Annotated in this window: 21 protein-coding genes and 4 pseudogenes; 15 read left to right on the plus strand and 10 right to left on the minus strand. The window is 63.9% G+C overall.

The window, feature by feature from the left end; all coding sequences use genetic code 11:
- Positions 1-405: 405 nt before the first annotated feature.
- Positions 406-747, minus strand: coding sequence for a hypothetical protein (locus ACX80V_RS03640; RefSeq protein ID WP_485841989.1), 342 nt, complete (start codon positions 745-747; stop codon positions 406-408).
- A gap of 1,973 nt (positions 748-2,720) precedes the next feature.
- Positions 2,721-2,888, minus strand: a complete 168-nt coding sequence (locus ACX80V_RS21820) for a DUF8462 domain-containing protein (protein WP_498049669.1) — start codon at positions 2,886-2,888, stop codon at positions 2,721-2,723.
- 88 nt (positions 2,889-2,976) lie between these two features.
- Between ACX80V_RS21820 and ACX80V_RS03645 the strand changes: the two are divergent.
- Positions 2,977-3,072, plus strand: a pseudogene (locus ACX80V_RS03645) (ATP-binding cassette domain-containing protein); the annotation flags it as partial.
- A 1,057-nt stretch (positions 3,073-4,129) separates the two neighbouring features.
- Here ACX80V_RS03645 and ppk2 read toward each other — a convergent pair.
- Entirely contained in the window at positions 4,130-5,065 is a 936-nt protein-coding gene (ppk2, locus tag ACX80V_RS03650) for a polyphosphate kinase 2 (protein ID WP_485841990.1), read from the minus strand.
- A 367-nt stretch (positions 5,066-5,432) separates the two neighbouring features.
- Between ppk2 and ACX80V_RS03655 the strand changes: the two genes are divergently transcribed.
- Positions 5,433-5,606 carry a hypothetical protein gene (locus ACX80V_RS03655; RefSeq protein ID WP_485841991.1) on the plus strand — a complete coding sequence of 58 codons (174 nt, stop codon included), beginning with the start codon at positions 5,433-5,435 and terminating at the stop codon, positions 5,604-5,606.
- Between the two features lie 78 nt (positions 5,607-5,684).
- Here the strand turns inward: ACX80V_RS03655 and ACX80V_RS03660 are convergent, their stop codons facing one another.
- Positions 5,685-5,978, minus strand: coding sequence for a hypothetical protein (locus ACX80V_RS03660; RefSeq protein WP_485841992.1), 294 nt, complete (start codon positions 5,976-5,978; stop codon positions 5,685-5,687).
- A gap of 403 nt (positions 5,979-6,381) precedes the next feature.
- Between ACX80V_RS03660 and ACX80V_RS03665 the strand changes: the two genes are divergently transcribed.
- Both ACX80V_RS03665 and ACX80V_RS03670 read left to right on the plus strand, forming a co-directional pair.
- Positions 6,382-7,086, plus strand: coding sequence for an SOS response-associated peptidase (locus ACX80V_RS03665; RefSeq protein ID WP_485841993.1), 705 nt, complete (start codon positions 6,382-6,384; stop codon positions 7,084-7,086).
- A gap of 138 nt (positions 7,087-7,224) precedes the next feature.
- The gene (locus ACX80V_RS03670; RefSeq protein ID WP_485841994.1) at positions 7,225-7,398 is read left to right on the plus strand and encodes a hypothetical protein; all 174 of its coding nucleotides are present in this window, start codon (positions 7,225-7,227) and stop codon (positions 7,396-7,398) included.
- Between the two features lie 511 nt (positions 7,399-7,909).
- Here the strand turns inward: ACX80V_RS03670 and ACX80V_RS03675 are convergent.
- Together ACX80V_RS03675 and ACX80V_RS03680 are read right to left on the minus strand one after the other, a co-directional pair.
- Entirely contained in the window at positions 7,910-8,194 is a 285-nt protein-coding gene (locus tag ACX80V_RS03675) for a hypothetical protein (protein WP_485841995.1), read from the minus strand.
- A gap of 122 nt (positions 8,195-8,316) precedes the next feature.
- Complete coding sequence (locus ACX80V_RS03680; protein WP_485841996.1) at positions 8,317-8,556, minus strand: hypothetical protein; 240 nt, start codon at positions 8,554-8,556, stop codon at positions 8,317-8,319.
- Positions 8,557-8,831: 275 nt separating this feature from the next.
- On the opposite strand from ACX80V_RS03680, the pseudogene ACX80V_RS03685 reads away from it, so the two are divergent.
- A pseudogene (locus ACX80V_RS03685) lies at positions 8,832-8,999 on the plus strand (glycogen debranching N-terminal domain-containing protein); the annotation flags it as partial.
- Here the strand turns inward: ACX80V_RS03685 and ACX80V_RS03690 are convergent.
- The 4 genes and pseudogenes from ACX80V_RS03690 to ACX80V_RS03705 form a co-directional block, all read right to left on the minus strand.
- Positions 8,977-9,096: pseudogene (locus ACX80V_RS03690) on the minus strand (hypothetical protein); the annotation flags it as partial. The pseudogenes ACX80V_RS03685 and ACX80V_RS03690 overlap by 23 nt on opposite strands.
- A gap of 33 nt (positions 9,097-9,129) precedes the next feature.
- On the minus strand, positions 9,130-9,897 hold the full coding sequence (locus tag ACX80V_RS03695) for an acyl-CoA dehydrogenase family protein (RefSeq protein WP_485841997.1): 768 nt from the start codon (positions 9,895-9,897) through the stop codon (positions 9,130-9,132).
- A 14-nt stretch (positions 9,898-9,911) separates the two neighbouring features.
- Entirely contained in the window at positions 9,912-10,970 is a 1,059-nt protein-coding gene (locus ACX80V_RS03700; RefSeq protein WP_485841998.1) for a phosphotransferase family protein, read from the minus strand.
- 8 nt (positions 10,971-10,978) lie between these two features.
- Positions 10,979-11,383 carry a substrate-binding domain-containing protein gene (locus tag ACX80V_RS03705; RefSeq protein WP_485841999.1) on the minus strand — a complete coding sequence of 135 codons (405 nt, stop codon included), beginning with the start codon at positions 11,381-11,383 and terminating at the stop codon, positions 10,979-10,981.
- Between ACX80V_RS03705 and ACX80V_RS03710 the strand changes: the two genes are divergently transcribed.
- The 10 genes and pseudogenes from ACX80V_RS03710 to adhP all read left to right on the plus strand — a co-directional run bounded on the left by ACX80V_RS03710 (position 11,376) and on the right by adhP (position 21,779).
- Positions 11,376-11,696 carry a thiolase family protein gene (locus ACX80V_RS03710; protein WP_485842000.1) on the plus strand — a complete coding sequence of 107 codons (321 nt, stop codon included), beginning with the start codon at positions 11,376-11,378 and terminating at the stop codon, positions 11,694-11,696. The genes ACX80V_RS03705 and ACX80V_RS03710 overlap by 8 nt on opposite strands.
- A 1,338-nt stretch (positions 11,697-13,034) precedes the next feature.
- Positions 13,035-14,060, plus strand: coding sequence for a biotin synthase BioB (gene bioB / locus ACX80V_RS03715; protein ID WP_485842001.1), 1,026 nt, complete (start codon positions 13,035-13,037; stop codon positions 14,058-14,060).
- Complete coding sequence (bsaP, locus tag ACX80V_RS03720) at positions 14,057-14,362, plus strand: biotin synthase auxiliary protein BsaP (protein WP_485842002.1); 306 nt, start codon at positions 14,057-14,059, stop codon at positions 14,360-14,362. Before bioB ends, bsaP begins: the two co-directional genes overlap by 4 nt.
- On the plus strand, positions 14,359-15,717 hold the full coding sequence (locus tag ACX80V_RS03725; RefSeq protein WP_485842003.1) for an adenosylmethionine--8-amino-7-oxononanoate transaminase: 1,359 nt from the start codon (positions 14,359-14,361) through the stop codon (positions 15,715-15,717). Before bsaP ends, ACX80V_RS03725 begins: the two co-directional genes overlap by 4 nt.
- Before the next feature lie 8 nt (positions 15,718-15,725).
- On the plus strand, positions 15,726-16,883 hold the full coding sequence (locus ACX80V_RS03730; protein ID WP_485842059.1) for an 8-amino-7-oxononanoate synthase: 1,158 nt from the start codon (positions 15,726-15,728) through the stop codon (positions 16,881-16,883).
- Positions 16,880-17,557, plus strand: a complete 678-nt coding sequence (gene bioD, locus ACX80V_RS03735; protein WP_485842004.1) for a dethiobiotin synthase — start codon at positions 16,880-16,882, stop codon at positions 17,555-17,557. The genes ACX80V_RS03730 and bioD overlap by 4 nt, the downstream gene beginning before the upstream one ends.
- Positions 17,558-17,631: 74 nt before the next feature.
- Positions 17,632-18,870 (plus strand): cytochrome P450 family protein, encoded by a 1,239-nt coding sequence (locus tag ACX80V_RS03740; protein ID WP_485842005.1) that lies wholly within the window; start codon positions 17,632-17,634, stop codon positions 18,868-18,870.
- A gap of 69 nt (positions 18,871-18,939) precedes the next feature.
- Positions 18,940-19,122 carry a hypothetical protein gene (locus ACX80V_RS03745; RefSeq protein ID WP_485842006.1) on the plus strand — a complete coding sequence of 61 codons (183 nt, stop codon included), beginning with the start codon at positions 18,940-18,942 and terminating at the stop codon, positions 19,120-19,122.
- A 688-nt stretch (positions 19,123-19,810) separates the two neighbouring features.
- Positions 19,811-20,348 (plus strand): annotated as a pseudogene (locus ACX80V_RS03750) (transcriptional regulator); the annotation flags it as partial.
- Positions 20,349-20,768: 420 nt separating this feature from the next.
- Positions 20,769-21,779 (plus strand): alcohol dehydrogenase AdhP, encoded by a 1,011-nt coding sequence (gene adhP / locus ACX80V_RS03755; RefSeq protein WP_485842060.1) that lies wholly within the window; start codon positions 20,769-20,771, stop codon positions 21,777-21,779.
- The last annotated feature ends 156 nt before the right edge of the window (positions 21,780-21,935 follow it).

Below are 21,935 nucleotides of genomic sequence, written 5' to 3' on the forward strand. Positions count from 1 at the left end.
TACGGCTCACCTCGGCTCCTGCCCGCGCATGCCTGAACACTTTGCCTCCTCCCCCGGAGGAATATGGGCTAGCCTGACGTGCGTGGTCCAGGCAGCCTCGCCCATACGCTCGTGGATCGGACGATCTTGTTCCTCTTCCTTGCGCTCGGCGTCATCGCGGGACTCATCTCGCGGCTCATCTCTGGGTGGCGGTATTGACGCCTGGATAAAGTCTGGTCGCCCCGCATCGATAAAGTGGATTGAGTCGGGATTGGACGTTCGCTTTATTGGGGCCTTCCGCTCGCTACTCGATCAGGCTCGGGAAGAGGATAACTTTCCGGACCTGCTGAAATACTTCGAGTAGCAGCAGGACATGATCAACAACATGCTCTCCGCCGCTGGCTCCCAACAGCCTGCGCGTACACCTCAGTGATCGGTGTGCAGGTCCTCTTTGAGCCAAAGTGTGCCGCCCTCAACCCGGTCGAGCTCATCGGAGGCGAGGAACGCATGGCCTGCGAACAGACCGGACCTGCTGACTTTCACATAGCCAATCCTCAGCAGCCTCTCCGCAGTGTGGCGGGGCAGTTTGGAGGAAGCCGCGAAGTCATCGATCGTGGCGCCCACGATGCCCCCTGTTTCAGGGTCTGTCTGGCCATCCGCGGTCACTGCCTCCGGATCACCCATCTTCAGGTCCTGAACCTTGCCGATCTTCTTCCCATCAGGCGCCACGACGTGCATTCCTTCGCGGACCTGCTCAATGACCGCCATGACGTTCTCCTTCGTCCATGCGCCTGCTGAATGGATGAACCAGTGTAGGCCTGATCGGGCAGCCAGTAATAGGGGGTGGCCGTCGGCTCACGGCGACCGCAGCGCCACTGACCGGGTCAGGGGGCACCGTGAGGGGCAGGCTGCTTGGTCAGCTCCGCGAAGGCGAACAACTGCTCGTTGCCTGCATCTGCTGAGCCAGGTTCCCCGGTGGTTTTCGGTCCAGCAAGCCGAGTCTGGTGGTCGAGAGCTGGCGAGACGAACGCTGTGGTTAACACACCCCTTTAACCGGCGGCACAGAGGTCGCTGGCGTCAAGGTGGAGGCGTGTTGACGTTTCGGAATGCCGCGGACCTGCCGGCGGTTTCGCAGGCGGGAAGCCGAGACTGGCCATTGCCTGCAAGGACGCCGTCTTTATGGGCCGCCCGCATGTCCTTCTCATCAACGTCTGCGACAAAGATCACGGTCCGGGCAACGGGCCATACCGGAACTCGGAGCGGCATCCCTCCTTGGCTGCGGGCATCCGTAACCGCCGGACTGGACCAAGGGCTGCGCGAACGGCTAAGCCAGAGCACCTGGGAAGGGCTCGGTCCCGGTGTGACAATGAAGCCAGGGTAGATCCTCCAGCTGGATCTAAGGAGCCTGCAACTCAGGCGTACCACTGCCAGCCCTGTGGGGCCCACTCTTCCCGGGTCCGGTGGGCGTAGTGGCTGCCGCAATGTCTGCAGTTATAGCTCACGACGGGTGGCAGGAGGCCTTCCCCTTCCAAACCGTACGAGGCCGGCACATATCCAGTAACTTCCACGTAAGCGTCAGTGTTGCACTGACGGCAGTGTGGCAGTGATGGCTGTGGGGCCGGAGCAGAGTTCCAGCTGCTGTCATGCCGTCCTGGGGCTTTGATCATCACGTATTCACGCATCCACTTAGATGCCGGTCTGCCCCCGGCTCTTTTTTGATTCTGCAGGTACAACCATCAGGTGTACGGTCGGTCCGCCGCGGCGGACCGGACTTCAGATATGGCATCCTCGTCTTCTGTGACACGAGGGGTGCGGATCACTTTACACCTCAGTGCCCGGGCCGGGAATGCCTCCTGCAGGGTCGTTATCAACGGCCGCATGCTGGCGCGCTGACCACCTGCAGGTCACAGGAAGAAAAATGGGTTTCGGGATGCCATCGGCGAGGTCTCGCGCAGTCGGGGCATATCCGGGCTTTCCCTTGCTGCCGTCGAACAACGAAACGGGCCTACGGCGCCACCTTCACGATCAGAGGATCTTAGAACCCATTGAAAGGAGTTCACTATGAACGTCTCACCTGAGGCAACGACCATCACAAGACGTTTACTATCACCCGGGGAGATGGATCCGCAACGTCGACAGTTTGAGTGCGCCATCCACGCCATGGCGCCGCTCTGCGCGCACTGTGGTTACCGGATTCTCGGGCACGGCGTCGAGAGCCCGGAACGAACATCCTGTTGCGCCCACTCTCCCGGCATTCCGGCAACCCGGGCAAGTGGCAGAGCTTTCCGGTCGTTCATTGCTGAGATCACCTGGCCGGAACTAGAGCTGGTGCAACTACTCAAAACCTTTCGACGGTCCTCAGTATCACGCTGGAAACTCACAGACCAGTCCGTGACCATCTACTCCTTTGCGGAGGATACCTGCAGTCCCGCCGCCCACCAAAGGGGGCCACGGTCATGACCCAACATGTGCGACCGAGAAGCGCTCAATTGGCGAAGCTCCGGTCAAATAGCGGGTGACCGAAGCTTCGGTTCATTATGCGTACCTGAACCTTGGAATTCCCTGTGAAGGGCGGGCGCGAACGCCACCGGGCGACGTGGGCCGCGCCGCCGGCATCACCCGCAGGCCGCGCACGAACGTTGAGCTCACTTTGACCACCCCGGGGCCCTCTTGAAACCCCAGAATCCGAAAGCACCCCGCCCCCTAAGACGCCCCGGTGCGGGAATGCTGCTAACGCGGTGTCAGGTATTCGCGCAGTCTGGGATGGCGAAGTCGACAAGCCCGTGTCCTGCAGGCTCTATGAGCCGTGCGTCCACCAGTCGGGTTCGGTAGTTGCCCACGGCGTTGGGCCGCACACCCGTTCGTTTGCCGATGTCGGTGGTGGAGGAAGGCCCGAAGTCCTCCGCCATGTCCTGCAGGAAGCCGCGATCCCTCCCGACGTTATGGACAGCGCAGCTACGATGACCACGCGTTCGTTTCTGCGGCGGGCAGCCGCGACTAAGCGGAGGCCAACGCCAGCGCGTGGCAATTGCCCTAGCACTCGTCAACGGACCCTCGCTATTGGTTTGCGACGAAATCACCTCAGCCCCTGATCGCTGTGACTGCATCCGGGCCGTGGATCGTGTCTTGGAAAGCTGTGCTTTTCAAGACACCCCTTCCGGTAGCCCTGCTACTTCCGTCTTATTGCTGACCCTCGGGCGGCACCTACAGGTAGGTTGTCCTCATGACGGGGCAAGGAATGGGCCACGCCTGGAGTTCAGGCTGCACTGCAAAGAGCGGTGGGCGGGCTCATAGACATCGAAACTGCATCCCCTCCCCTCCAAGCGGTTTTGCGCGGGCTCGCTGACGAGTTGGCAGGCGGTGTGGAAACACTGACTCCGCGGGTTCAAGAACGTCTGAAGCGTCTTGCGCCGAAGGGCGCGGCCGAGGTCGTGGATGTCGTTCCAGTTGAGGCTGGACGACCGGCGTCCCGGAAGTGGTTGTGGATTGGCGGGATGTTGGCCATGATCGCGGCTGGGGTGAGTGAGTGGCGTTCATTGGAGGCGCCTGGTGAAAAGCCGGTGTCGTCGGCACCTCTGCAGGATGCCAGCGGTGCGGATCCTGATGCTGACCCCGACCTTACAGCGGGCCGCATCTAAGAAGAGAACAGCCTCAGTGGACTGGCGCGACTCTGGCACGAATGCCGCGACGGCGCGGATGGTCGTCTGCCAATTCTGGTGAGCATTGTCCCCTGTGACAGGTGAGATGCCGCATGTGCTCCACGCCGTCGTCGGATCTGAAGCAGGCCGGGGTGCCGAGGATGGCGAGGAGGATGCAGCGGGACCGTGGGTGATCCATAGCTGAACTTCGCCGACCGCCGAGAACCCTCATCACCATGGCGACATCCGGATGGACCTGAACCGCAGGCATAGGACTCCCACCGAAACTAATCCCTGACAGCAACGACGGGGCAGTGCACGAAAAGCTCCGCCCTCACCACCCCCGAAACTATCCGCACGTGCACGTCTTCCGGAAAGAGAATCTGGGCAACGAATCCTATGATTCACAAAACGACCGGTCACGAGACTGCTTGAAGACTGATGCACGGAAACAGGGAGACTTTCCGAAGGTCACGGACCAGGGACGACAACCATGACGGATCCGGTCCGTGTCAGTCCCCGACAGCGTCTCGGCCGCGGCGCACGATAAGAGGATCGGGGGTTTGAACCACCGAAGCGTCCTTGTCGTCGTAATCGAACTGGTTCAGGAAGAAGCGCATGGCATTGATTCGGCCTCTCTTCTTGTCATTGGACTTGATCGTCATCCAGGGTGCGTGCTCGGTGTCAGTGCGCAGGAACGTCTCTTCCTTGGCCTGCGTATACTCCTCCCACCGGTCCAGGGATGCCAAATCCACGGGCGAGAGTTTCCAGCGCCTGACTGGGTCAATCTGGCGGATCGCGAACCGGGTCCTCTGCTCGTGCCTGGTCACGGAAAACCAGAACTTGGTCAAATGGATTCCGGAGTCCACCAGCATCCTTTCGAACACCGGGGCCTGATCCATGAACACGGCATACTCCTCGTTGGTGCAGAAACCCATGACCCGTTCCACGTTCGCCCGGTTGTACCAGGAGCGGTCGAACAGCACGACCTCCCCTGCCGTGGGCAGGTGTTGGATGTAGCGCTGGAAGTACCACTGGCCTTGTTCGCGGTCTGACGGTTTGCTCAGCGCCACGGTACGCGCCGAGCGCGGATCCAGATGCTCGGTGAAGCGCTTGATGGTTCCGCCCTTCCCGGCGGCGTCGCGGCCCTCGAAGACGACCACGTGTCTGCGGCCGTGGTCCTGGCCCCAGTACTGGAACTTCAACAACTCGACCTGCAGCCGGTATTTCTCCAGCTCGTATTCCTCCCGGGACATCCGCTCCTCATAGGGGTAGTCCTCGCGCCAAGTCTGCACGGCCGAACCACCAGGATCGATCAGCTCGGGGTCCTCGCCCTGCCCACCGCGCACCGTGTACCCCAACGCCACGAGACGATCAATGGCCTCACGCAGGTTATCCCTGACCCACCACGGATCCACCGGCCTCCACGTCTCGCCTTCCAGCACCACAAGCCCTCCTCCCGTGCCGCCCCGCCCGGCCCCAGCGGTATGACTGACCCAACCGGAGGGCGTGCCAGCTCACCAGCATCGACCCAGGCGAACGGACCTCAATCGTCCCGGTCCGAGTAATTTCAGCGATCTCGAAGTCGCGTTTCCTTTTGATTGTGCTCCAACTTCATTTCCGCATCCCTCCCGCGGGAACCGACCGCCCGCGGCTGCCCCGCCGTGGGATTGCGCTGCTCACGCTCCCCGGCGAGGTCATTGCCCCCTGACCGGGAAGAACCGCCTCTGCAGTGTCGTTGGCTTGTTGGCTCATATCGGGATGGTCTCACGAACCCGATCGCCGGAAAAGTGCCCGCTCCCTCTAGTCGCCGTCATGGCGTTCGGGCAACGGCCATCCCAGGCTGGGAAACAACAGACCACCCAAAAGGACGATGACCAAGCCCGTTGGCACACCCGGATTGCCGAGCTCACCGCGTACCTTGCCGGCGCCATGATTGGCGACGATGCCGGGGAGCAGCAGCTCGGTGTGCGGCTCAGCAGTCCGTGACAGCGCAGAGATTTCAATGCCGGCGCCCGTTGGCAGTTGACGTGGGAGGAACCGGGGGCCGTTCCCCGGAGAATCCAATCAGTCGAAATCCTCCTGCAGGTGGGCCCGGATGGCGCCGATCACCGGGGCCGATCCCTGCGTGCGGTAGACATCGATTGGTCTGGAGCCCAGCCGCACGTTGGGGCTGCACATCCAGAACATGGCCTGGCCCGGGGTGAAGGCACCGTGGAGGTTCCCAACAAGGGCATCCAGGTCTGCAAGCTTGAGTCGGCCTTCCGCATCCGGCGCGTCCTGGCCCGTTTTCCAGCGATCCAGAAGATCGACGCTGATGCCCAGCAGAGGTGCGGTGGCCTCCGCGCCCAGCGAGTTCACTAGTCGTTCGGCTATTGCCTTTGGGCTATAGCCGGGAGCGTCCCTCAACTCCGCGAGACTTGCGAAAACTGTCGTGGCAGACAACTCCGGTTGTTCAGAGCTCGTTTCCTGCATCTGTTCCATGTAGCAATCTTATGTATCGGCATCGCCTAGGAGTAGGTCCCCAGGACCTCCCAAGCGCCGGTCATCCACGCCAGGAACGCTAAGAAACGGAGGCATCGACGACACCGTTGTTAACCGGATAAACGACCCGTCACACGGAGGCCGGGGTAAGGGGGTCCCCCCCGGCCCTCGCTTGTCAGGACTGCTCAAAGCCTTATCCGTTGACGCAGGGACGCTTTGAACCCTCCAGCCAGCCACCGAATCCGCAGTGTGTTCCCGGCCCATGGGGCAGAATGGGCCCATGTGCGGCAGATATGTGATGTCCAAGGCCACGGGGGATCTTCTTTCCGCTTTCGATGCCAGGGATATCGAAGGGAGCCCGCCTCCCCCGAGCTGGAACGTGGCCCCGACGCAGGACGTTCCGATCATCGCGGAGAGGCTGGACGAGGGCGTCATTGACCGGCGCCTGCTCATCGCCCGCTGGGGCCTGGTCCCGTCTTGGGCCAAAGACCTCAAAATCGGCTCCAGGCTGATCAATGCCCGCAGCGAATCCATCCTGGAGAAGCCCTCGTTCCGCAAAGCAGCCGTGAAACGCCGCGCCCTGATCTCCGCAGAGGGCTACTACGAATGGCAGAAGTCCGAGGACGGGAAGAAGATCCCGAACTACCTCTACTCCGAGAAGGGCGGCCTGCTCGCGTTCGCCGGCCTCTACGAGTTCTGGCCGGACCCGTCGCTGCCCGAAGATGATCCTGGCCGCTGGCTCCTCAGCTGCACAGTCCTCACCACAACGGCCCACGACACCCTCGGCCATGTCCACGATCGGGCCCCCGTTATCGTACCGACTGAAATGTACGCGGACTGGCTGGACCCCGGAACGACCGACAAGGACGGCGTGCAGCAGCTGCTGGACGGCATCCCGGAGCCAGTTCTGACCCCTCGGATCGTCAGCGACCGAGAAAACAGCGTCCGGAACAACGGCCCGGAACTCATCGAACCGGCATCCTGAGCCATCTCGTCGATATGACCACCACTTCGGCGTTGGCTCCGATGTTCATCCTCGCCGAAGCTGCCTGGCAGGTGCCGTGATGGAACGTCGTACGCCAGATCCATGGACAGGGTGGACCTGCGGGCCTACGGTGTGCAAATGAGTGAGATTCCGAACAACGGCTCCCCTGACCCCGACGACGGCCCTCAGGGGAACGAAGTTCCCGCTGATGCCTTCTCCCCCGTTGTCGACCCGGACCTGGTGCCCGATGCCGCACACGCCAGCCCGGAGGAGAAACGGGCACGCAGGGATCCCGAAGAAACAGGCAGCTAGGGCTCGTTCCGGCCGATAAAATCAAGGGCCTGTAACCGTAGTACCCCGCGCCTTGGTGGAGGCCGGTGCCTTCGGCGTCTCTTTGACCCGTACGGAACTGAGTTAGGCAACGTTCTGCAGGATGGCCTGAGGCTCCCGCCATGGCTTGCCCGTTCGCGGGCCCACAGTCAGGGTGGAAATGCTCACGCTGAGGGTCTCCGCGATCTCCTTCATTTCTTCCCCGACGACGAAGGTCCTTGACTGCCTCAACTTTCGCCGCCGTCATCACCGGCGGACGCCCGCCGAGTCCTCCCCTCCACGGGCACGAAGCTCCGATGGACCTGAAGGATTTCTTGAATGGTCCAGCCATCAAGACCTGTACCCTGTGAAATTTATGATCCTGGGGCGATATCGTGCCATCGCCATCGCAAAGTACTGACACCGATACGTTTGGATACCGTTTGCGCCCTCAGCTCCGCTACGGTGGCTGTGCGCCCAATCCCCCTTTATGGCACGGATAGGGTCTGGACGCTCAATCCGTTAGGTGCTGGGTGAGCACATCAAATTCATCCACCCCAAGGACCTCCATGTGTTGCTCGGCGCTGGTCTCGGAACGGATACGGTCCGCAACCTGACGGCTGCCTGCAAGCGCGTCCTCGTCATCCCAAAGAGTTATCGAGAGCGACGTGTTTTCTTTTCCCAGCAGGTAATAGATCCCCCGGCATCCTGGCAGCCCAAGCACCTGACTAACGGTTTCTTCTGAAGGGGCTCCCGTGCTGTCAGGAGCAGGCCGGTACGTGCTGACGCGAGCGAACATTGCTGCGTCCTCCGATAGCCGTTGGTTCAGCCTGCACGCCACACGAGCTGTTGGTGGCAAGCTCGGGAGGCTTCGCCTCCTCCCACAAGTAAGGACTCAGGCTGGTGGAAGTGCAAGACTGCTTACCCCCACCACGGATGGCGGGCTGCGGTCAGTGCTCCTCGTGGAGCGACTGCTTGTACCGCTCCGGCAGCGTCAGCGTGGCAATGATGGAGATCACCCACGAGACGATGAGCGATGGCCGTCCGTGCCACGGTGCCGTTTGCGGTGTTCTGGAAGATCCATGCGGCGATGAACGCGATGGGGGCGCCGAAGAACAGGCCCGCCAGCGTCATGCCGAGAGCTGACACGGTGTAGCGCATGCTCGTGGGGAGCGAGTCTGCGAAGAAGGCGGCCTGCGTGCCGGCTGTGACCTGAACGCCGCAGGCGCCATTGCGATGATCGTGACGATGGGGGTAGTGCCGGGCGAAGTTCCAGGGTCTTTTTGCTCGAATGTGCTTCCATTGCGCGCGGGCATCAAGTGTCCATGCTCTGGCTCCGGGGAGAAAGCAAGAGTAGCGTCGATTGCAGAATTGGCAGCGACGTCAGCGCCCCACAGGGTCAGGTTACGCGGCGTCGGTTTGTTTAGGGGGCCGGGATGGCTGGGTGGAATGCTGATACGGCGGCCGGGCCGTTGGGGGGGGGGGCCGGGGCGGTCACTTTGGTGGAGGGATCATCGTTCTGCATCTCCTTGCCGAACGGGGATATGCACTCCGAACATCCTCACGGTCTCTTTGTCCAAGACACGCGCATCCTGTCTGGCTGGAGGCCTGGTCGCTCAGCGGCTTGCCGAAGGCAACACGGCTGTCGGCACGCTCGCACATCATGGAGATGGCACGCTCGGCCATGCCGATGGCACGCATGCAGTGGTGGATGCGGCCGGGGCCCAGACGGGCCTAGGCGATGGCGAATCCGTCGCCTTCCCCGCCGATCAGGTTTGTCACTGGGACCCGCACGTTCTCGAACACGATTTCGGCGTGGCCGCCGTTGTAGGTGTCCTCGAAGCCGAGGATCTTCATGCCGCGCTTGATGTTCACGCCCGGGGTGTCGCGCGGAACCAGGATCTGGCTCTGCTGACGATGGCGATCGGCCGTCGGGTCGGTCTTGCCCATGACGATCAGGATTTTGGCGTTCGGGTTCATCGCACCGGTGATGAACCATTTGCGGCCGTTGATCACGTAGTCATCGCCGTCACGCACGATGGAGGTCTCAATGTTTGTCGCATCCGAGGAGGCGACGGCGGGTTCCGTCATGGCAGAGGCGGAACGGATTTCGCCGTTGAGCAGCGGCTTGAGCCACTTTTCCTTCTGCTCTTCGGTGCCGAACTCGGCAAGCAACTCCATGTTGCCGGTGTCCGGGGCTGCGCAGTTCAGTGCCGCCGGGGCAAGGGTGCGGCTGCGTCCGGTGATTTCGGCAAGCGGGGCGTACTGCACGTTGGTCAGCCCGGCCCCCTCTTCGCCGGGCAGGAACAGGTTCCACAGGCCACGGCGGCGCGCTTCGGCACGCAATTTCTGCAGGATCGGGGATTCCGAGAACGCGTACGGGTTCTCAAGGTTGTCCAGTTCCTCCTGGTATGCGGCTTCGTTCGGGTACACATACCCATACATGAAGTCGACAAGCTCCTTCTTCAGGAGTTCGGTCCGCTCGTCCGTTGAGAAATCCATCTACTTATACTCCTTCAGTGATTCGAGCCCGAGTCCCAGCAGCAAAGGCACAGTGCTGCCGCTGTCTTCGAAGCCCTCGCCAACAGTTGGCGGTTGATGTGTCTGTAGCGGACGCCTCCGGAAATGCCGGCCAGCATGAAGCAAGCCAATCCCATGTAGAAGCCGAATCCGTCAAGAGAGCGGCCGCTCTCTGTCTCGAACAGCGCCATGAACTCCTCCTCAGAGGGGTAGCCCGGCGCCATGGTCACGTCGTATGTGGCTGGGTCCGTCGACGGCCGAGCTGCCACGATCCGTGCGCGCCGCTGGTAGAGCAGCATCAGCGCCAAGTCCAGCAGCGGGTCCCCCAGCGTGGCCATCTCCCAGTCGATGACTGCGGCCGGCAGGTCGTCGGCCCCCATCAACACGTTGTCCAGGCGAAAATCGCCATGGACGATGCCCGAGGCAGACTCGGAGGGCACTGCGGCAACGAGCTTTTCGTAAAGCTTGTCCGCGCCGGAAAGTTCGCGGGTGAAGGATGCATCGAGCTGCTGCTTCCAGCGCTTCACCTGGCGACCGAGGAAGCCCTCGGGCCTGCCGAAGTCATGCAGGCCAACTTCGGCGGGATCCACGCGGTGCAGCTTCGCCAAGGTACGCACCAGCTCGGTCCCGATGGCCCGCGTGCGTGCCTCGCCGAGCGGTTTGATCTCGTCGGCATACCGGTACGGCACGCCTTCAATCCGCTCCATAATGTAGAAGTCGGCACCCAGGACGTCCTTGTCGCCGCAGTAGGCAATCATCGTGGCCACCGGGACATCCGTGTTTCGAAGCGCATCGGCCATGGTGTACTCGCGGCGCATGTCGTGGGCGGTGGCCATAATTGTGCCCAGCGGTGGGCGGCGCACAATCCATTGGCGGACGCCGTCGGTGAGCTCATACGTCAGGTTCGATTTTCCGCCCTGGATCAGGCTGGCTGAGAGCTCCCCGTCAACGAGTCCGGGGCACTCCCCGGCCAGCCAATCCCCCAGACGGTCAAGGTCGAGCCCGGTGGGCGATTCGTGGCGCGTCGCCACGCCGCCGTCGTTTGCTGTCTTCATCACGTCACTCATGCCCGGGCGAACTCCGGGACGAGCGCCTCATAGGTGATGTCGCCCTCCTTGACGCTGCCAAAGCGCAGGGCAAGTTCGGCCATGCGGTCCACGGTCTCCTTCGTTGCCTTGAACGTCGGCTGGAGCTTGGGTGCCACCTCGCTCGCATAGTGCTCGACGTAGGCCGCAGCGATGTCGGGCGCCTTGCCGCCGAGCCCGGAGGTGTTGAGCAGATCGGCCGCGGCCGCCTGGTTCCCGATGATCCACTTGCTGGCATCGTCCTGTGCAGCCAACCGGTTCTGGACGACTTCCGGATGCTGCTGCACCATTTCCTCGCGGACGCCCTTCGCGACCACGGCCTGGTTGCGCATCAGCTCGGGTGGCATTGCCGTGACCGGGTGCGAACCCGATGAAATGGGCATTGGTCCGGTCACAGCCATTCCACGGCTCTTGAAGAACCACGGGCTCACCGTTGATGACATCGGGATCTGGGAACTGAATGAAGCCTTCACCTCCCAGGCGGTTTACTGCTGTGACTTCCTGGGAATCGACCCGGAAAAGATGAACGTCAACGGTGGCGCGATCGCCCTGGGCCACCCGTACGGAATGACCGGTTCACGGGCGGTTGGCAGCGCCCTGCTCGAGGCGCGGCGCCGCGACCAACAATTCGTCGTGGTTTCAATGTGTGTCGGCGGCGGCATGGGGGCCGCGGGCACCTTCGAAGTCGCACGCTAGACAGGACCCACTAAATACGGCGCGTTCTCGCCGGAAAATGATTACGCGCCATCACGATCCACCCTGCAAAGGTCGTCTCGCCGAGGAAATTGAGTTCCATGCCGACGGCCATGTTGAAGGCACGGATCGGGCCACGTTTGTCCAGCAAAGAGCGACGCACCAGGCATGGTCATAGTGCTGGATGAACGTTCTGACACAGCAGCACCGGCATACACAGCGGCCCATGCGCTCATTATGCGGCAAGGGCGAAGCAGCTTGGTCAAAGCACTAATCTGGACGGCGCCAAGAAGCGCAGAACAGACCCGTCGGCAAATGGGCTAGTCCCGTGATCACAAGTCGACGACGACCGGCTCACCACGGCGTTCCGCCTCCCCCACTCAATCCGCACGGCTCGTGGAAACGCCACGCCAGGCGGCCCCGACGCAGGGATGCAGACGGGGGCCGACACCACCCGCTCGTAGTCATTCTCACCGCCACCGAACGAGATAACCTCCTGCCAAGCGCCGTCGTCACGCGGGTCATGTAGTCCCAGGTGCTTCCTGTCATGGATGAGTAACAGCGACACCGCTGCCCAAACCAGTGAAGGAGTCGCCCAGCCACGCAACGGCCAACAAAAAGCCCCCGAAGGGGCCCACATGTGAACATTTGTGCACACTCAGAGGCCTACAAGCCCCTGAACAGGGAAAACACGTGCCCGAGGTGGGACTCGAACCGGACTCCAGCCCTTGCAACCACTGGGAACTCCCGAAAACATAGGCAATCCGAGCCAATCCGGCCGGTGTACGGCCCGATCCGAAGCCCAGGGTGTGCACAATGTGCACACCCCCAATTCTCCTCGTCAAGGCCTCACGCCAACTGCCGCACCCCGCATCGAGGGGGTGCGGCGCTTCTTTGTCCTGAGAAAATTGATCCTGCCGGAGGGGTCCCTGAGAGGCGACAATTGGTCATGCCCGCGCTCGTTGCGGGATGCCTGTGCAGGCCGCGCCGCGCTCTTGGTCTGTTGTGTCTTCACAGCGATTTCACCTCCCTTCAGCCCTTCCATGGTCCGATCGGCCGACAGCCACATGACCCGGGCCGCGTCCTTCAGGACCCTCTTCGCCTACTCGCCAGAGCCATGCTCCAATCCGGGAATGCCGCAGCTGCGGCATTTAGTGCGTCCTGAAGTTGGTAGGTGTCTGCCGGACGCCGAGCCGATAGTGGGTCCGTTACCCGGGTCAACTGCTCCGTCCAATATCAGCTTCATCACTTTGTCGGAACCCAACAAAATCTCGCTTTTGACTGAGACCTAGCGTTTGTTCGGAGGAATATCCCCAGCTAAGCACCCCTAAAGGACGATCAATGACGATGCAGCCAGACCTCCAGGCCAAAACCGGCACCATCCTCGAAACCGCCCGGACGCAGGTCCTGGAGCAGGGCACCGGCCTCTCCGAAAGCCAGCTTCTGGAAATCCTCAGGCTACCGGACCGGGATCTGCCCTCCGCCCTGCAGCTGGCCCACGAGGTCCGGCTGCGGCACTGCGGTGAGGACGTGGAGGTGGAAGGCATCATCTCGATCAAGACGGGCGGTTGCCCCGAGGACTGCCACTTCTGCAGCCAGTCCGGCCTCTTCGACTCCCCCGTCCGTGGCGTCTGGCTCGACATTCCCGAACTCGTCAAGGCCGCGAAGGAAACCGCTGCAACGGGAGCCACCGAGTTCTGCATCGTCGCCGCCGTCCGCGGCCCCGACATCAAGCTGATGAACCAGATCAAGTTCGCGATCGACCGGATCAACGAAGCCGTGGACATCAACATTGCCTGCTCCCTGGGTATGCTCACCCAGCGCCAGGTGGACCAGCTCGCCAGCTGGGGCGTCCACCGCTACAACCACAACCTCGAAACCGCGCGCAGCTACTTCCCGGAGGTTGTCACCACCCACAGCTACGAGGAGCGCCTCGACACCTGCAACATGGTCAAAGACGCCGGCATGGAACTGTGCTGCGGCGCCCTCATCGGCATGGGCGAAAGCCTGGAACAGCGGGCCGAACTCGCCGCCCAGCTCGCGGCCCTCGAACCCCACGAAGTCCCGCTGAACTTCCTCAACCCCCGCCCTGGAACCCCGCTGGAAAACCAGGGCATTATGGACGGCAAGGACGCCCTCCGCGCGATCGCCGCGTTCCGGCTGGCGATGCCCCGCACCGTGCTGCGCTACGCCGGCGGACGGGAGCTGACCCTCGGCGACCTCGGAACCAAGGCAGGCCTCATGGGCGGCATCAACGCCGTCATCGTCGGCAACTACCTGACCACCCTGGGCCGCCCGGCAGACGCCGACCTGAACCTTCTCGTCGAGCTGAACATGCCCATCAAGGAACTCCAGAAGACACTATGATCCCCAACCGCTCCCTAACCTCGCAAGCTCGGCCAGGGAACCCGGCGGTCGTGGCCCCAGGCTCGACGAGCTTAACCACCGGCGATGCAGCAACCGCAACCACGGCTGAGTTCTGCGGGCACTGCGGTGAACCGTCCGACGTCGGCGCCAGCCCGGCGTCGGACGTTCACCACAATTGCCGTGAGCGCCTCGCGATGGAGCCGCCGCGGTACTGCGCCGCCTGCCGGCGGCGCATGAAAGTCCAGGTGACGCCGCTGGGCTGGACCGCCAAATGCTCCCGCCACGGAGTGCTCGCACCATGAGTGGCGAGACACCGCCGAGCCTGATCCAGCGGGACCGCGCACGGCTGTGGCACCCCTACGCACCGGCATCCCCGGACCTTCCGCTGTGGGAGGTCGAGGCGGCCGACGGCGTGCGGCTGCGGCTTCGTGGCGAGGACGGCACCCGCCATGAGGTGGTGGATGCGATGTCTTCGTGGTGGTCGGTAATCCACGGCTACCGCAACCCGGTGTTGGACGCCGCCGCGCATCGGCAGCTGGAGAGTTTTAGCCACGTGATGTTCGGCGGTCTCACACACGCCCCCGCGGTGGAACTTGCCGAGCGGCTGGTGGACATGGCCCCGTCCGCCCCCGGACGGCCGGGTTTGAAGCGGGTATTCCTTGCGGACTCGGGCTCGGTTGCCGTGGAGGTTGCGCTGAAGCTGGCGGTGCAGTTCCAGACCGCGTCCGGGCACCCGCTGAGGCAGCGGTTCCTGAGCATCCGCGGCGGGTACCACGGCGATACGTTCGCGGCGATGGGGGTCTGTGATCCCGTGGACGGGATGCACTCCGCTTTCCCGGGCCTGCTGGCCAGCAACGTGTTTGCGCCCCGTCCCCCGGCAGCCGCCTCCGCGACCCCGGAAACCGTGCGGGCGTGGGCATCCGAGGTCGGGGACATCGCGGCTGCGCATTCCGGGGAGCTGGCCGCGATCATCGTCGAACCGGTCCTGCAGGGTGCCGGCGGCATGCACGCCTACCCGGCCGAATGCCTCACAGTGCTGCGGCAGGTGGCGGACCGGCACGGCCTGCTGCTCATCTTCGATGAGATCGCCACCGGTTTTGGGCGGACCGGCGAGCTGTTCGCGGCCGGTCATGCCGGCGTCGTGCCGGACATCATGTGCGTGGGCAAGGCCCTGACCGGCGGGTACCTGACCCTCGCCGCCATGCTCTGCACGGCGGAGATCGCGTCGACGGTGTCCCGCGGCCAGGCCGGTGCGCTGCTGCACGGCCCCACGTTTATGGCCAACCCGCTGGCATGTGCGGTGGCGAACGCCAGTCTCGGCATCATCGGCGACGGCGGCTGGCGGGCCGACGTCGCGCGGATCGGCGCCGGCCTCGAATCGGGTCTCGCCCCCGCCGTGGACCTTGAGTCCGTCCGGGATGTCCGCACCATCGGTGCCGTCGGGGTCATCGAACTGCACGACGCCGTCGACGTCACGGCGGTCACGGCTGCGGCGATCCGGCACGGGGTCTGGGTCCGGCCGTTCCGGAACCTCGTCTACACCATGCCCCCGTACATCAGCACCTCGGCCGACGTTGAGCAGATCACCTCAGGCGTGACGGCGGCCGTCGCCGAGGTCCACGAACGCGTCCCTGCACGGGCCGGAGGCTCGTCATGAGCACCTCGATGATCCAGTGGCTTGAGCGGCAGGCCGCAGTCCGGGACCGCCGGGGCCTGATCCGCCGCCCGCTCCCCCGCGCCGCGGATGAACAGTTCATCGACCTTGCCAGCAACGACTATCTGGGCCTCGCGGCGGACCCGCGGGTTGCCGGGGCAGCTGCGGCGGCCGCGTCGCTGTGGGGCGCGGGTGCCACGTCCTCGCGCTTGGTCGCCGGAACCACACAGCTGCATCTGGATCTCGAGCAGGAACTGGCCATGCTGGCCGGGACGGAAACGGCACTGGTGTTCTCCTCCGGCTATCTGGCAAACATCGGCGTGATCACGGCGCTCGGCGGCCCGGGGACCCTGATCGTCGCGGATGAGCACTGTCACGCCTCGATGATCGACGGTTTCCGGCTCAGCCGCTCCCGTACCGAATCGTTCACCCACAACAGCGTGGAGGACGCCGGCCGGCTGCTCGCTGACCGGCAGGAGCCGCGCGCGCTGATCGCCGTCGAATCCCTCTACAGCGTCCTGGGCGATGAAGCCCCGCTCGCTGTTCTGCTGGCATTGGCCGAGGAACATGACGCCGTGCTGCTCATCGATGAGGCCCACAGCCTCGGAGTCACCGGCACCGGCAACTTTCAGGGCCGCGGCGCGGTGGCCGGTACAGCCCTGGCCGGGCATCCGAACGTGATCGTGACCGCGACGTTGTCCAAGGCCCTGGGCAGCCAGGGCGGCGCCGTCCTGGGATCCGCCCTGCTGCGGGAGCACCTCGTCAACCGGGCCCGGAGCTTCATCTTCGACACCGGCCTGGCACCGGCCTCCGCCGCCGCGGCCCTCGCCGCGGTGCGGATCATCCAGGACGAGCCATGGCGGGCCAGATCCGTGCGAAGCAACGCTGCGGCGCTGGCCGCCGGGCTCGCCCCAGCCCTCGCATCCCGCGGCGCCGCCGTCGGGCAGTCAGCGGGGGCCGTCCAGTCCATCGCCATGCCGTCCGCCGCATCAGCCCTGGCAGCTGCCCAGGCCGCGCGCACCGCTGGCGTCCGGATCGGCTGCTTCCGCCCACCGTCCGTTCCGGACGGAATTTCACGACTGCGGCTCACCGCCCGCGCCACCCTCACCCCCAAGGAAATCGAAGACAGCTGCGCAGAGTTGCGCGGCATTTTGGAGGAACTTCCATGAACCTGCCCGGCATCATCCTGATCACCGGTACGGACACCGGCGTCGGAAAGACCATCACGACGGCGGCCCTCGCCGCCGTCCTCCACGGAAAGGGGCGCAGCGTCGCGGTGTACAAACCGTGCCAGTCAGGCGCCGCCGACGGCGATTCCGACGCGGCCGAAATTGTCCGGCTCGCCGGCGCCGTGACAGCTGAACCCGGAGTCGTCCTGCAGCAGCCGCTGGCTCCCGTCGCCGCTGCCGCCCTCGACGGCACACCGCTCCCCCCGGTTGCTGCGCACGCCGAGAGGGTCCGCGAGCTCGCCGCGTCCCATGATCACGTCCTGGTGGAAGGCGCAGGCGGCCTGCTGGTGGAGCTGGATTCCGACGGCGGCACCCTGGCAGACCTCGGATCGCTCCTGGCGGCGCCATTTGTGCTCGTCGCCCGGCCTGCACTCGGGACCCTGAACCACACCGCCCTGACGCTCGAAGCGCTGGACGCGCGGGACCTGCAAGTTATCGGCGTCGTGCTCGGCAGCTGGCCACACAACCCTGACTTCGTACATCACAGCAACAGGCAGGTACTCGGAACGCTGCGGGTGCCCTTTCTCGGCGCCCTCCCCGAGCAGGCCTCGGAAGTGTCCCCTGCGGATTTCCGTGCCGGAGCAGCTGCCTGGCTAAAAGGCCTGCCCGCATGAACCCGGGGTTGTCGACCGCCGGAGCCGCGGAGCCGCGGGTGGAAAGCCCGGGACGGACGGAAACCAGAGGACAGATGGAAAGCTCCGGTCACGCCCGCTGCCCGTACCTCGTGGTGCGTGACCCGGAAATGGTCCGTGACGTGCTGCACCGGCCTGTCGACTTCAGCCCCGCGAATGCTCTGGTCGCGGTCACGCCTCTGGAAGGGCCCGCCCTGCGTGTGCTGCAGCGCGTGCGCTTTGCCTTGCCAGCCGTGCTGGCCAGCAACGACACGGACACACATTCCAGAATCCGCAAGGTCGTAGCGGGCTTCTTCACGCCGGCCACGGTCGCCGCCATGGAGCCGCGGATTCGGGAACTGGCCCAGGAAGCGGCGAGGAACGCCGCGGAGCATCTCGAGTCTTCCGGCGACCTGGACCTCGTGCAGACGGTGGCGGCGTTTCCCCCGGCAGTCGTCATGCTCGAACTCCTCGGGCTGCCCGTTCGGGATCTTGCGGCCCTCAAGCGCTGGGGCCTTGACTCCATGGAGCTGTTCTGGGGCTGGCCCGACGAGCAACGGCAACTCGAACTGGCCCACAGCGCCGCCGATTTCTACGTCTGGCTGCGCAAGCTCGTGGCGGAATCCAGAAAGGCTCCAGGACGCAACCTGTTCAAATCCTTGGCCGAGCACGGCCTGTCCACGCCTGAAATCTGCTCGCTCGGCTACTTCCTGCTGATCGCCGGACAGGAAACAACCACTCAGCTGATCAGCACCACCCTGTTCCGCCTCCTGGAGGGGTCCGCGCCCGTGGGCTGGAACCACGCGGCCACCGCAACAGGCTCCAGGACCATGGTCCGGCACGTGCTCGCCACCGAATCATCCGTCCCCACCTGGCGCCGCGTGGCAGCCCACGACACGAACCTCGACGGCGGCCTGATCCCTGCCGGCACCGAAATTCTCCTCGAACTGAGCGGAAACCACATCACGTCACCGGCCGCACTCGTGAGCCAGTCCATGCCTTCGGAGGCGGTCCGGCGCGGTCAATCCACCGGCTATGGCCTTGTTTTTGGCTCCGGCATCCACCGCTGCCTCGGCGCCAAGCTCGCCGAACTGGAGGCCGCCATAGTTGTCCAGGAGACCGCCACTGCACTGCCGGAAGTACATCTGCAGGAGTACCAGCCCGATTGGATCAGGCTCCTGTCTTTCCAAGCACCCCGGACCGTCACGGTGGCGAACAGTCCACGTGACTGTGCGCATCATTCGTCAATGGATGCGACTCTTCAAGGTGGCACTCTGACAATCCCTGCTACAGCCCAGATCAGGGGCACGGAATAGGGATTTCCCCGATCCGTCCTGACCGCCACAGGTGCATTCTCTTCCTATACACCTATGAAGGAGGCTGCCATGAAGGCAACAACCACGGCCCTCCCAGTCCAGGACATCCAGATCCACGCCACGGTGGTCGGCGAAGGCACCCCGGTGATTGTCATCCACGGCGCCAGGACACCGGTCCCGAGCTCTGCATCACCGGACTCTGCGCCGACGGAAGACTCTGGCACGCTCTCCGACTCCGACCACGTCATGTAGCTCCAGCAACGCTCTGCAAATGAGGTAGTTAGAAGCAAATCATCGTCCGCATGTAGGAAGGAAGCACCCGGCCACAGGAACGGCCACCAACAAGAAAGGCCCCCGAAGGGGCCCAGTTCAAAGGGGCCCATATGTGAACATTTGTCCACATTCAGAGGCCCACAAGCCCCTTAACGGGGAAAACACGTGCCCGAGGTGGGACTCGAACCGGACTCCAGCCCTTGCAAACACTGAGAACTCCTGGAAACATGCGCAATTCGGCCCGATCCGACCGATGTACGGCCCAGTCCGAGCAGCAAAGTGTGGACACTGTCCACACCCCCAATTCTCCGGATCAAAGGCCTTACGCCGACTACCGCACCCCGCATCGAGGGGGTGCGGTTGTTCTTTGTCCTGACAAAGACATTCCGGCTGGAAGGGTCCACGCGTGACGGCAAACGGGTCATGCCCGAGCTCGCTGCGGATTCCTGTGTAGGCCGCGCGCCACTCTTGGTCTCTGGTGTCGTCACAGCAATTCCACCTCCCTTCAGCCATTCCATGGTCCGATCCGCCGACAGCCGAATGACCGGAGTGAGTGCTCCCACTCGTAGGAGGCAAAAGACCTGCAGGAACACGGTCGCTGACGGGCCGTTCGACCGACTCGCGGCAAGTATCCGGCGCCCGAAATCCTTCCAGTCGCCGTTAACGACTGAGGGCCCCGTACAGTGAGATGCTGGCCCTGCTGAGCATCCATCCGGACGGGCTGAGCGCTGAGAAATTGTGCAGCCTGCTGTTCGGGGAGGTTTCAGCCATGACCCTTCGGTCGGAGATGGTCCGGTTGAGGAAAGTCCTTCAGCTCTTCAACCCTGCCGCTGTACCGGAATCCCGGCCCTACAGACTGACCATAGACGTGCTGCCGGACGCGGGCCAGGTTCTCGGCTGCCTCCAGCGCGGGGCGCACCGGGTCGCTTTGGAAATCTATCGCGGTCCAGTGCTTCCTCACTCCGAGGTTCCGGGCGCTGTGGAGCTTGGGGATCGTGTTTCCACACTCCTGCGGGAGGCACTCCTCGCGGACGGCAGCTCGGAAGCCCTGCTGCAGTACGCCGACCTGCCCGGAGGCGAAAGATGACCTTGGTGTTCGCAGAGCGGCGTCGAGGCTGCTGCCGCCGCGTTCGCCCAAGGGGGCTGCGGTGGTCGCTGATATCGAGCGTCTGGAATCCGAACTTGGAACACGCCGGCGCAAGTGAGTTGACTCACAGGGCTGCAACCTGACTGCAACCCTGCCGCGCCTATTCTGAAGGCACGGCCATCGTCCCGCTCATCGCGGGAGCCAGCGACGATTTTCTTCGCACGGCAAACCACGACACGGCCCCGCTCACGTTCCAAGCCCGCGGAACGGAACGGCGGCGGGCTATCCACGCCCGACACATCTGCCAGTCCCACCATGCTTACCCGGCCGGTGCGGCGTTCGGCGGCTACAAGTCCTCCGGCATCGGATGTGAAATCCACTCCTGATGCCGGGCCACCATCAGGAGGCCAGGGAATACCTTGTGGCCAGCAGCCACTCGGAAGACAAGCCGGCTTCTTCCGGCCCGTCTCCAAAATTTCATTCCCCGCACTATTTGCTCCACGCACAAACGACGCAAGGAATATCGACAATGACGACGATGCAAGCAGCAGTAGTAACCGAATTCGGCAAGGATCTCCAGATCCAGACCCTCCCCATTCCCACGCCGGGCCGGGGTGAGGCGCTGGTCAAGGTCATCACCACCGGCGTCTGCCACACAGACCTCCACGCGGCTGAGGGCGACTGGCCGGTCAAGCCGTCACCGCCGTTCATCCCCGGCCACGAAGGCGTGGGCGAAGTGGTTGCCCTGGGCGAGGGTGTCACCGACCTTGCTGTCGGCGACCTCGTCGGCAACGCCTGGCTCTGGTCCGCCTGCGGCGACTGCCAGTACTGCCGCACCGGCTGGGAGACACTCTGCGAGGTACAGAAGAACGCCGGCTACAGTGTGGACGGTTCCTTCGGGGAGTACATGCTCGTGGACACGCGCTTTGCCGCCCGTATCCCGGCGGGCTCGGACCCCGTTGAAGTGGCCCCGGTGCTTTGCGCCGGCGTCACGGTCTACAAGGGCCTGAAAATGACCGAGGCCAGGCCCGGACAGTGGGTCACCATCTCCGGTATCGGCGGACTGGGGCACATTGCCGTCCAGTACGCGGTTGCCATGGGACTGCGCGTCGCCGCTGTGGACATCGCGGACGACAAACTCGCCCTGGCCAAGAAGCACGGCGCCGAGCTTACCGTCAACGCGCTGCACGAAGATCCCGTCGAAGTCATCCAACGTGAAACCGGAGGTTGCCATGGAGTCCTGGTCACCGCAGTACACCCGTCTGCTTTTGGCCAGGCGATCGGCATGGCCCGCCGGGGCGGGACGATTGTGTTCAACGGCCTGCCGCCGGGCGACTTCCCGGCACCGATCTTCGAGATTGTGCTCAAGGGCCTGACCGTCCGCGGCTCGATCGTGGGGACCCGGCAGGACCTGGAGGAAGCCCTCGAATTCTACGCGGAGGGCAAGATCCACCCCACGGTGTCCACCCGGGAGCTCTCCGAAGTCAACGTCGTTCTTGACGAGATGAAGCACGCCAAGATCGACGGCCGCGTCGTTATCAAGTACTGACCAATCTCAGGCGCCGGCGCCGGCGGGGTCACGGAGTTACCTTCGGGCCCCCGCCGCCAGCAGGGAATGCGTCCGGAGCAATTCATTTGCCACGGACGTCCTACGGCTGAAAAGCCGTGCAACACCGTACCGGATCAGCCAACCCAACCTGCACGC

The organism is Pseudarthrobacter arbutini (assembly GCF_054510915.1).

Bases quoted from the DNA above. Each gene is read 5' to 3' on its own strand.
- ACX80V_RS03680 (WP_485841996.1), bottom strand. From the start codon at position 8,556: ATGCGCTACACCGTGTCAGCTCTCGGCATGACGCTGGCGGGCCTGTTC.
- ACX80V_RS03670 (WP_485841994.1), top strand. From the start codon at position 7,225: ATGAGTGAGATTCCGAACAACGGCTCCCCTGACCCCGACGACGGCCCT.
- bsaP (WP_485842002.1), top strand. From the start codon at position 14,057: ATGATCCCCAACCGCTCCCTAACCTCGCAAGCTCGGCCAGGGAACCCG.
- ACX80V_RS03665 (WP_485841993.1), top strand. From the start codon at position 6,382: ATGTGCGGCAGATATGTGATGTCCAAGGCCACGGGGGATCTTCTTTCC.
- ACX80V_RS03700 (WP_485841998.1), bottom strand. From the start codon at position 10,970: ATGAAGACAGCAAACGACGGCGGCGTGGCGACGCGCCACGAATCGCCC.
- adhP (WP_485842060.1), top strand. From the start codon at position 20,769: ATGCAAGCAGCAGTAGTAACCGAATTCGGCAAGGATCTCCAGATCCAG.
- ACX80V_RS03675 (WP_485841995.1), bottom strand. From the start codon at position 8,194: ATGTTCGCTCGCGTCAGCACGTACCGGCCTGCTCCTGACAGCACGGGA.
- ACX80V_RS03655 (WP_485841991.1), top strand. From the start codon at position 5,433: ATGGCGTTCGGGCAACGGCCATCCCAGGCTGGGAAACAACAGACCACC.
- ACX80V_RS03725 (WP_485842003.1), top strand. From the start codon at position 14,359: ATGAGTGGCGAGACACCGCCGAGCCTGATCCAGCGGGACCGCGCACGG.
- ACX80V_RS21820 (WP_498049669.1), bottom strand. From the start codon at position 2,888: ATGGCGGAGGACTTCGGGCCTTCCTCCACCACCGACATCGGCAAACGA.
- ACX80V_RS03730 (WP_485842059.1), top strand. From the start codon at position 15,726: ATGATCCAGTGGCTTGAGCGGCAGGCCGCAGTCCGGGACCGCCGGGGC.
- ACX80V_RS03745 (WP_485842006.1), top strand. From the start codon at position 18,940: ATGAAGGCAACAACCACGGCCCTCCCAGTCCAGGACATCCAGATCCAC.
- ACX80V_RS03705 (WP_485841999.1), bottom strand. From the start codon at position 11,383: ATGCCCATTTCATCGGGTTCGCACCCGGTCACGGCAATGCCACCCGAG.
- ACX80V_RS03695 (WP_485841997.1), bottom strand. From the start codon at position 9,897: ATGGATTTCTCAACGGACGAGCGGACCGAACTCCTGAAGAAGGAGCTT.
- ACX80V_RS03740 (WP_485842005.1), top strand. From the start codon at position 17,632: ATGGAAAGCTCCGGTCACGCCCGCTGCCCGTACCTCGTGGTGCGTGAC.
- ACX80V_RS03710 (WP_485842000.1), top strand. From the start codon at position 11,376: ATGGGCATTGGTCCGGTCACAGCCATTCCACGGCTCTTGAAGAACCAC.
- ACX80V_RS03640 (WP_485841989.1), bottom strand. From the start codon at position 747: ATGGCGGTCATTGAGCAGGTCCGCGAAGGAATGCACGTCGTGGCGCCT.
- bioD (WP_485842004.1), top strand. From the start codon at position 16,880: ATGAACCTGCCCGGCATCATCCTGATCACCGGTACGGACACCGGCGTC.
- bioB (WP_485842001.1), top strand. From the start codon at position 13,035: ATGACGATGCAGCCAGACCTCCAGGCCAAAACCGGCACCATCCTCGAA.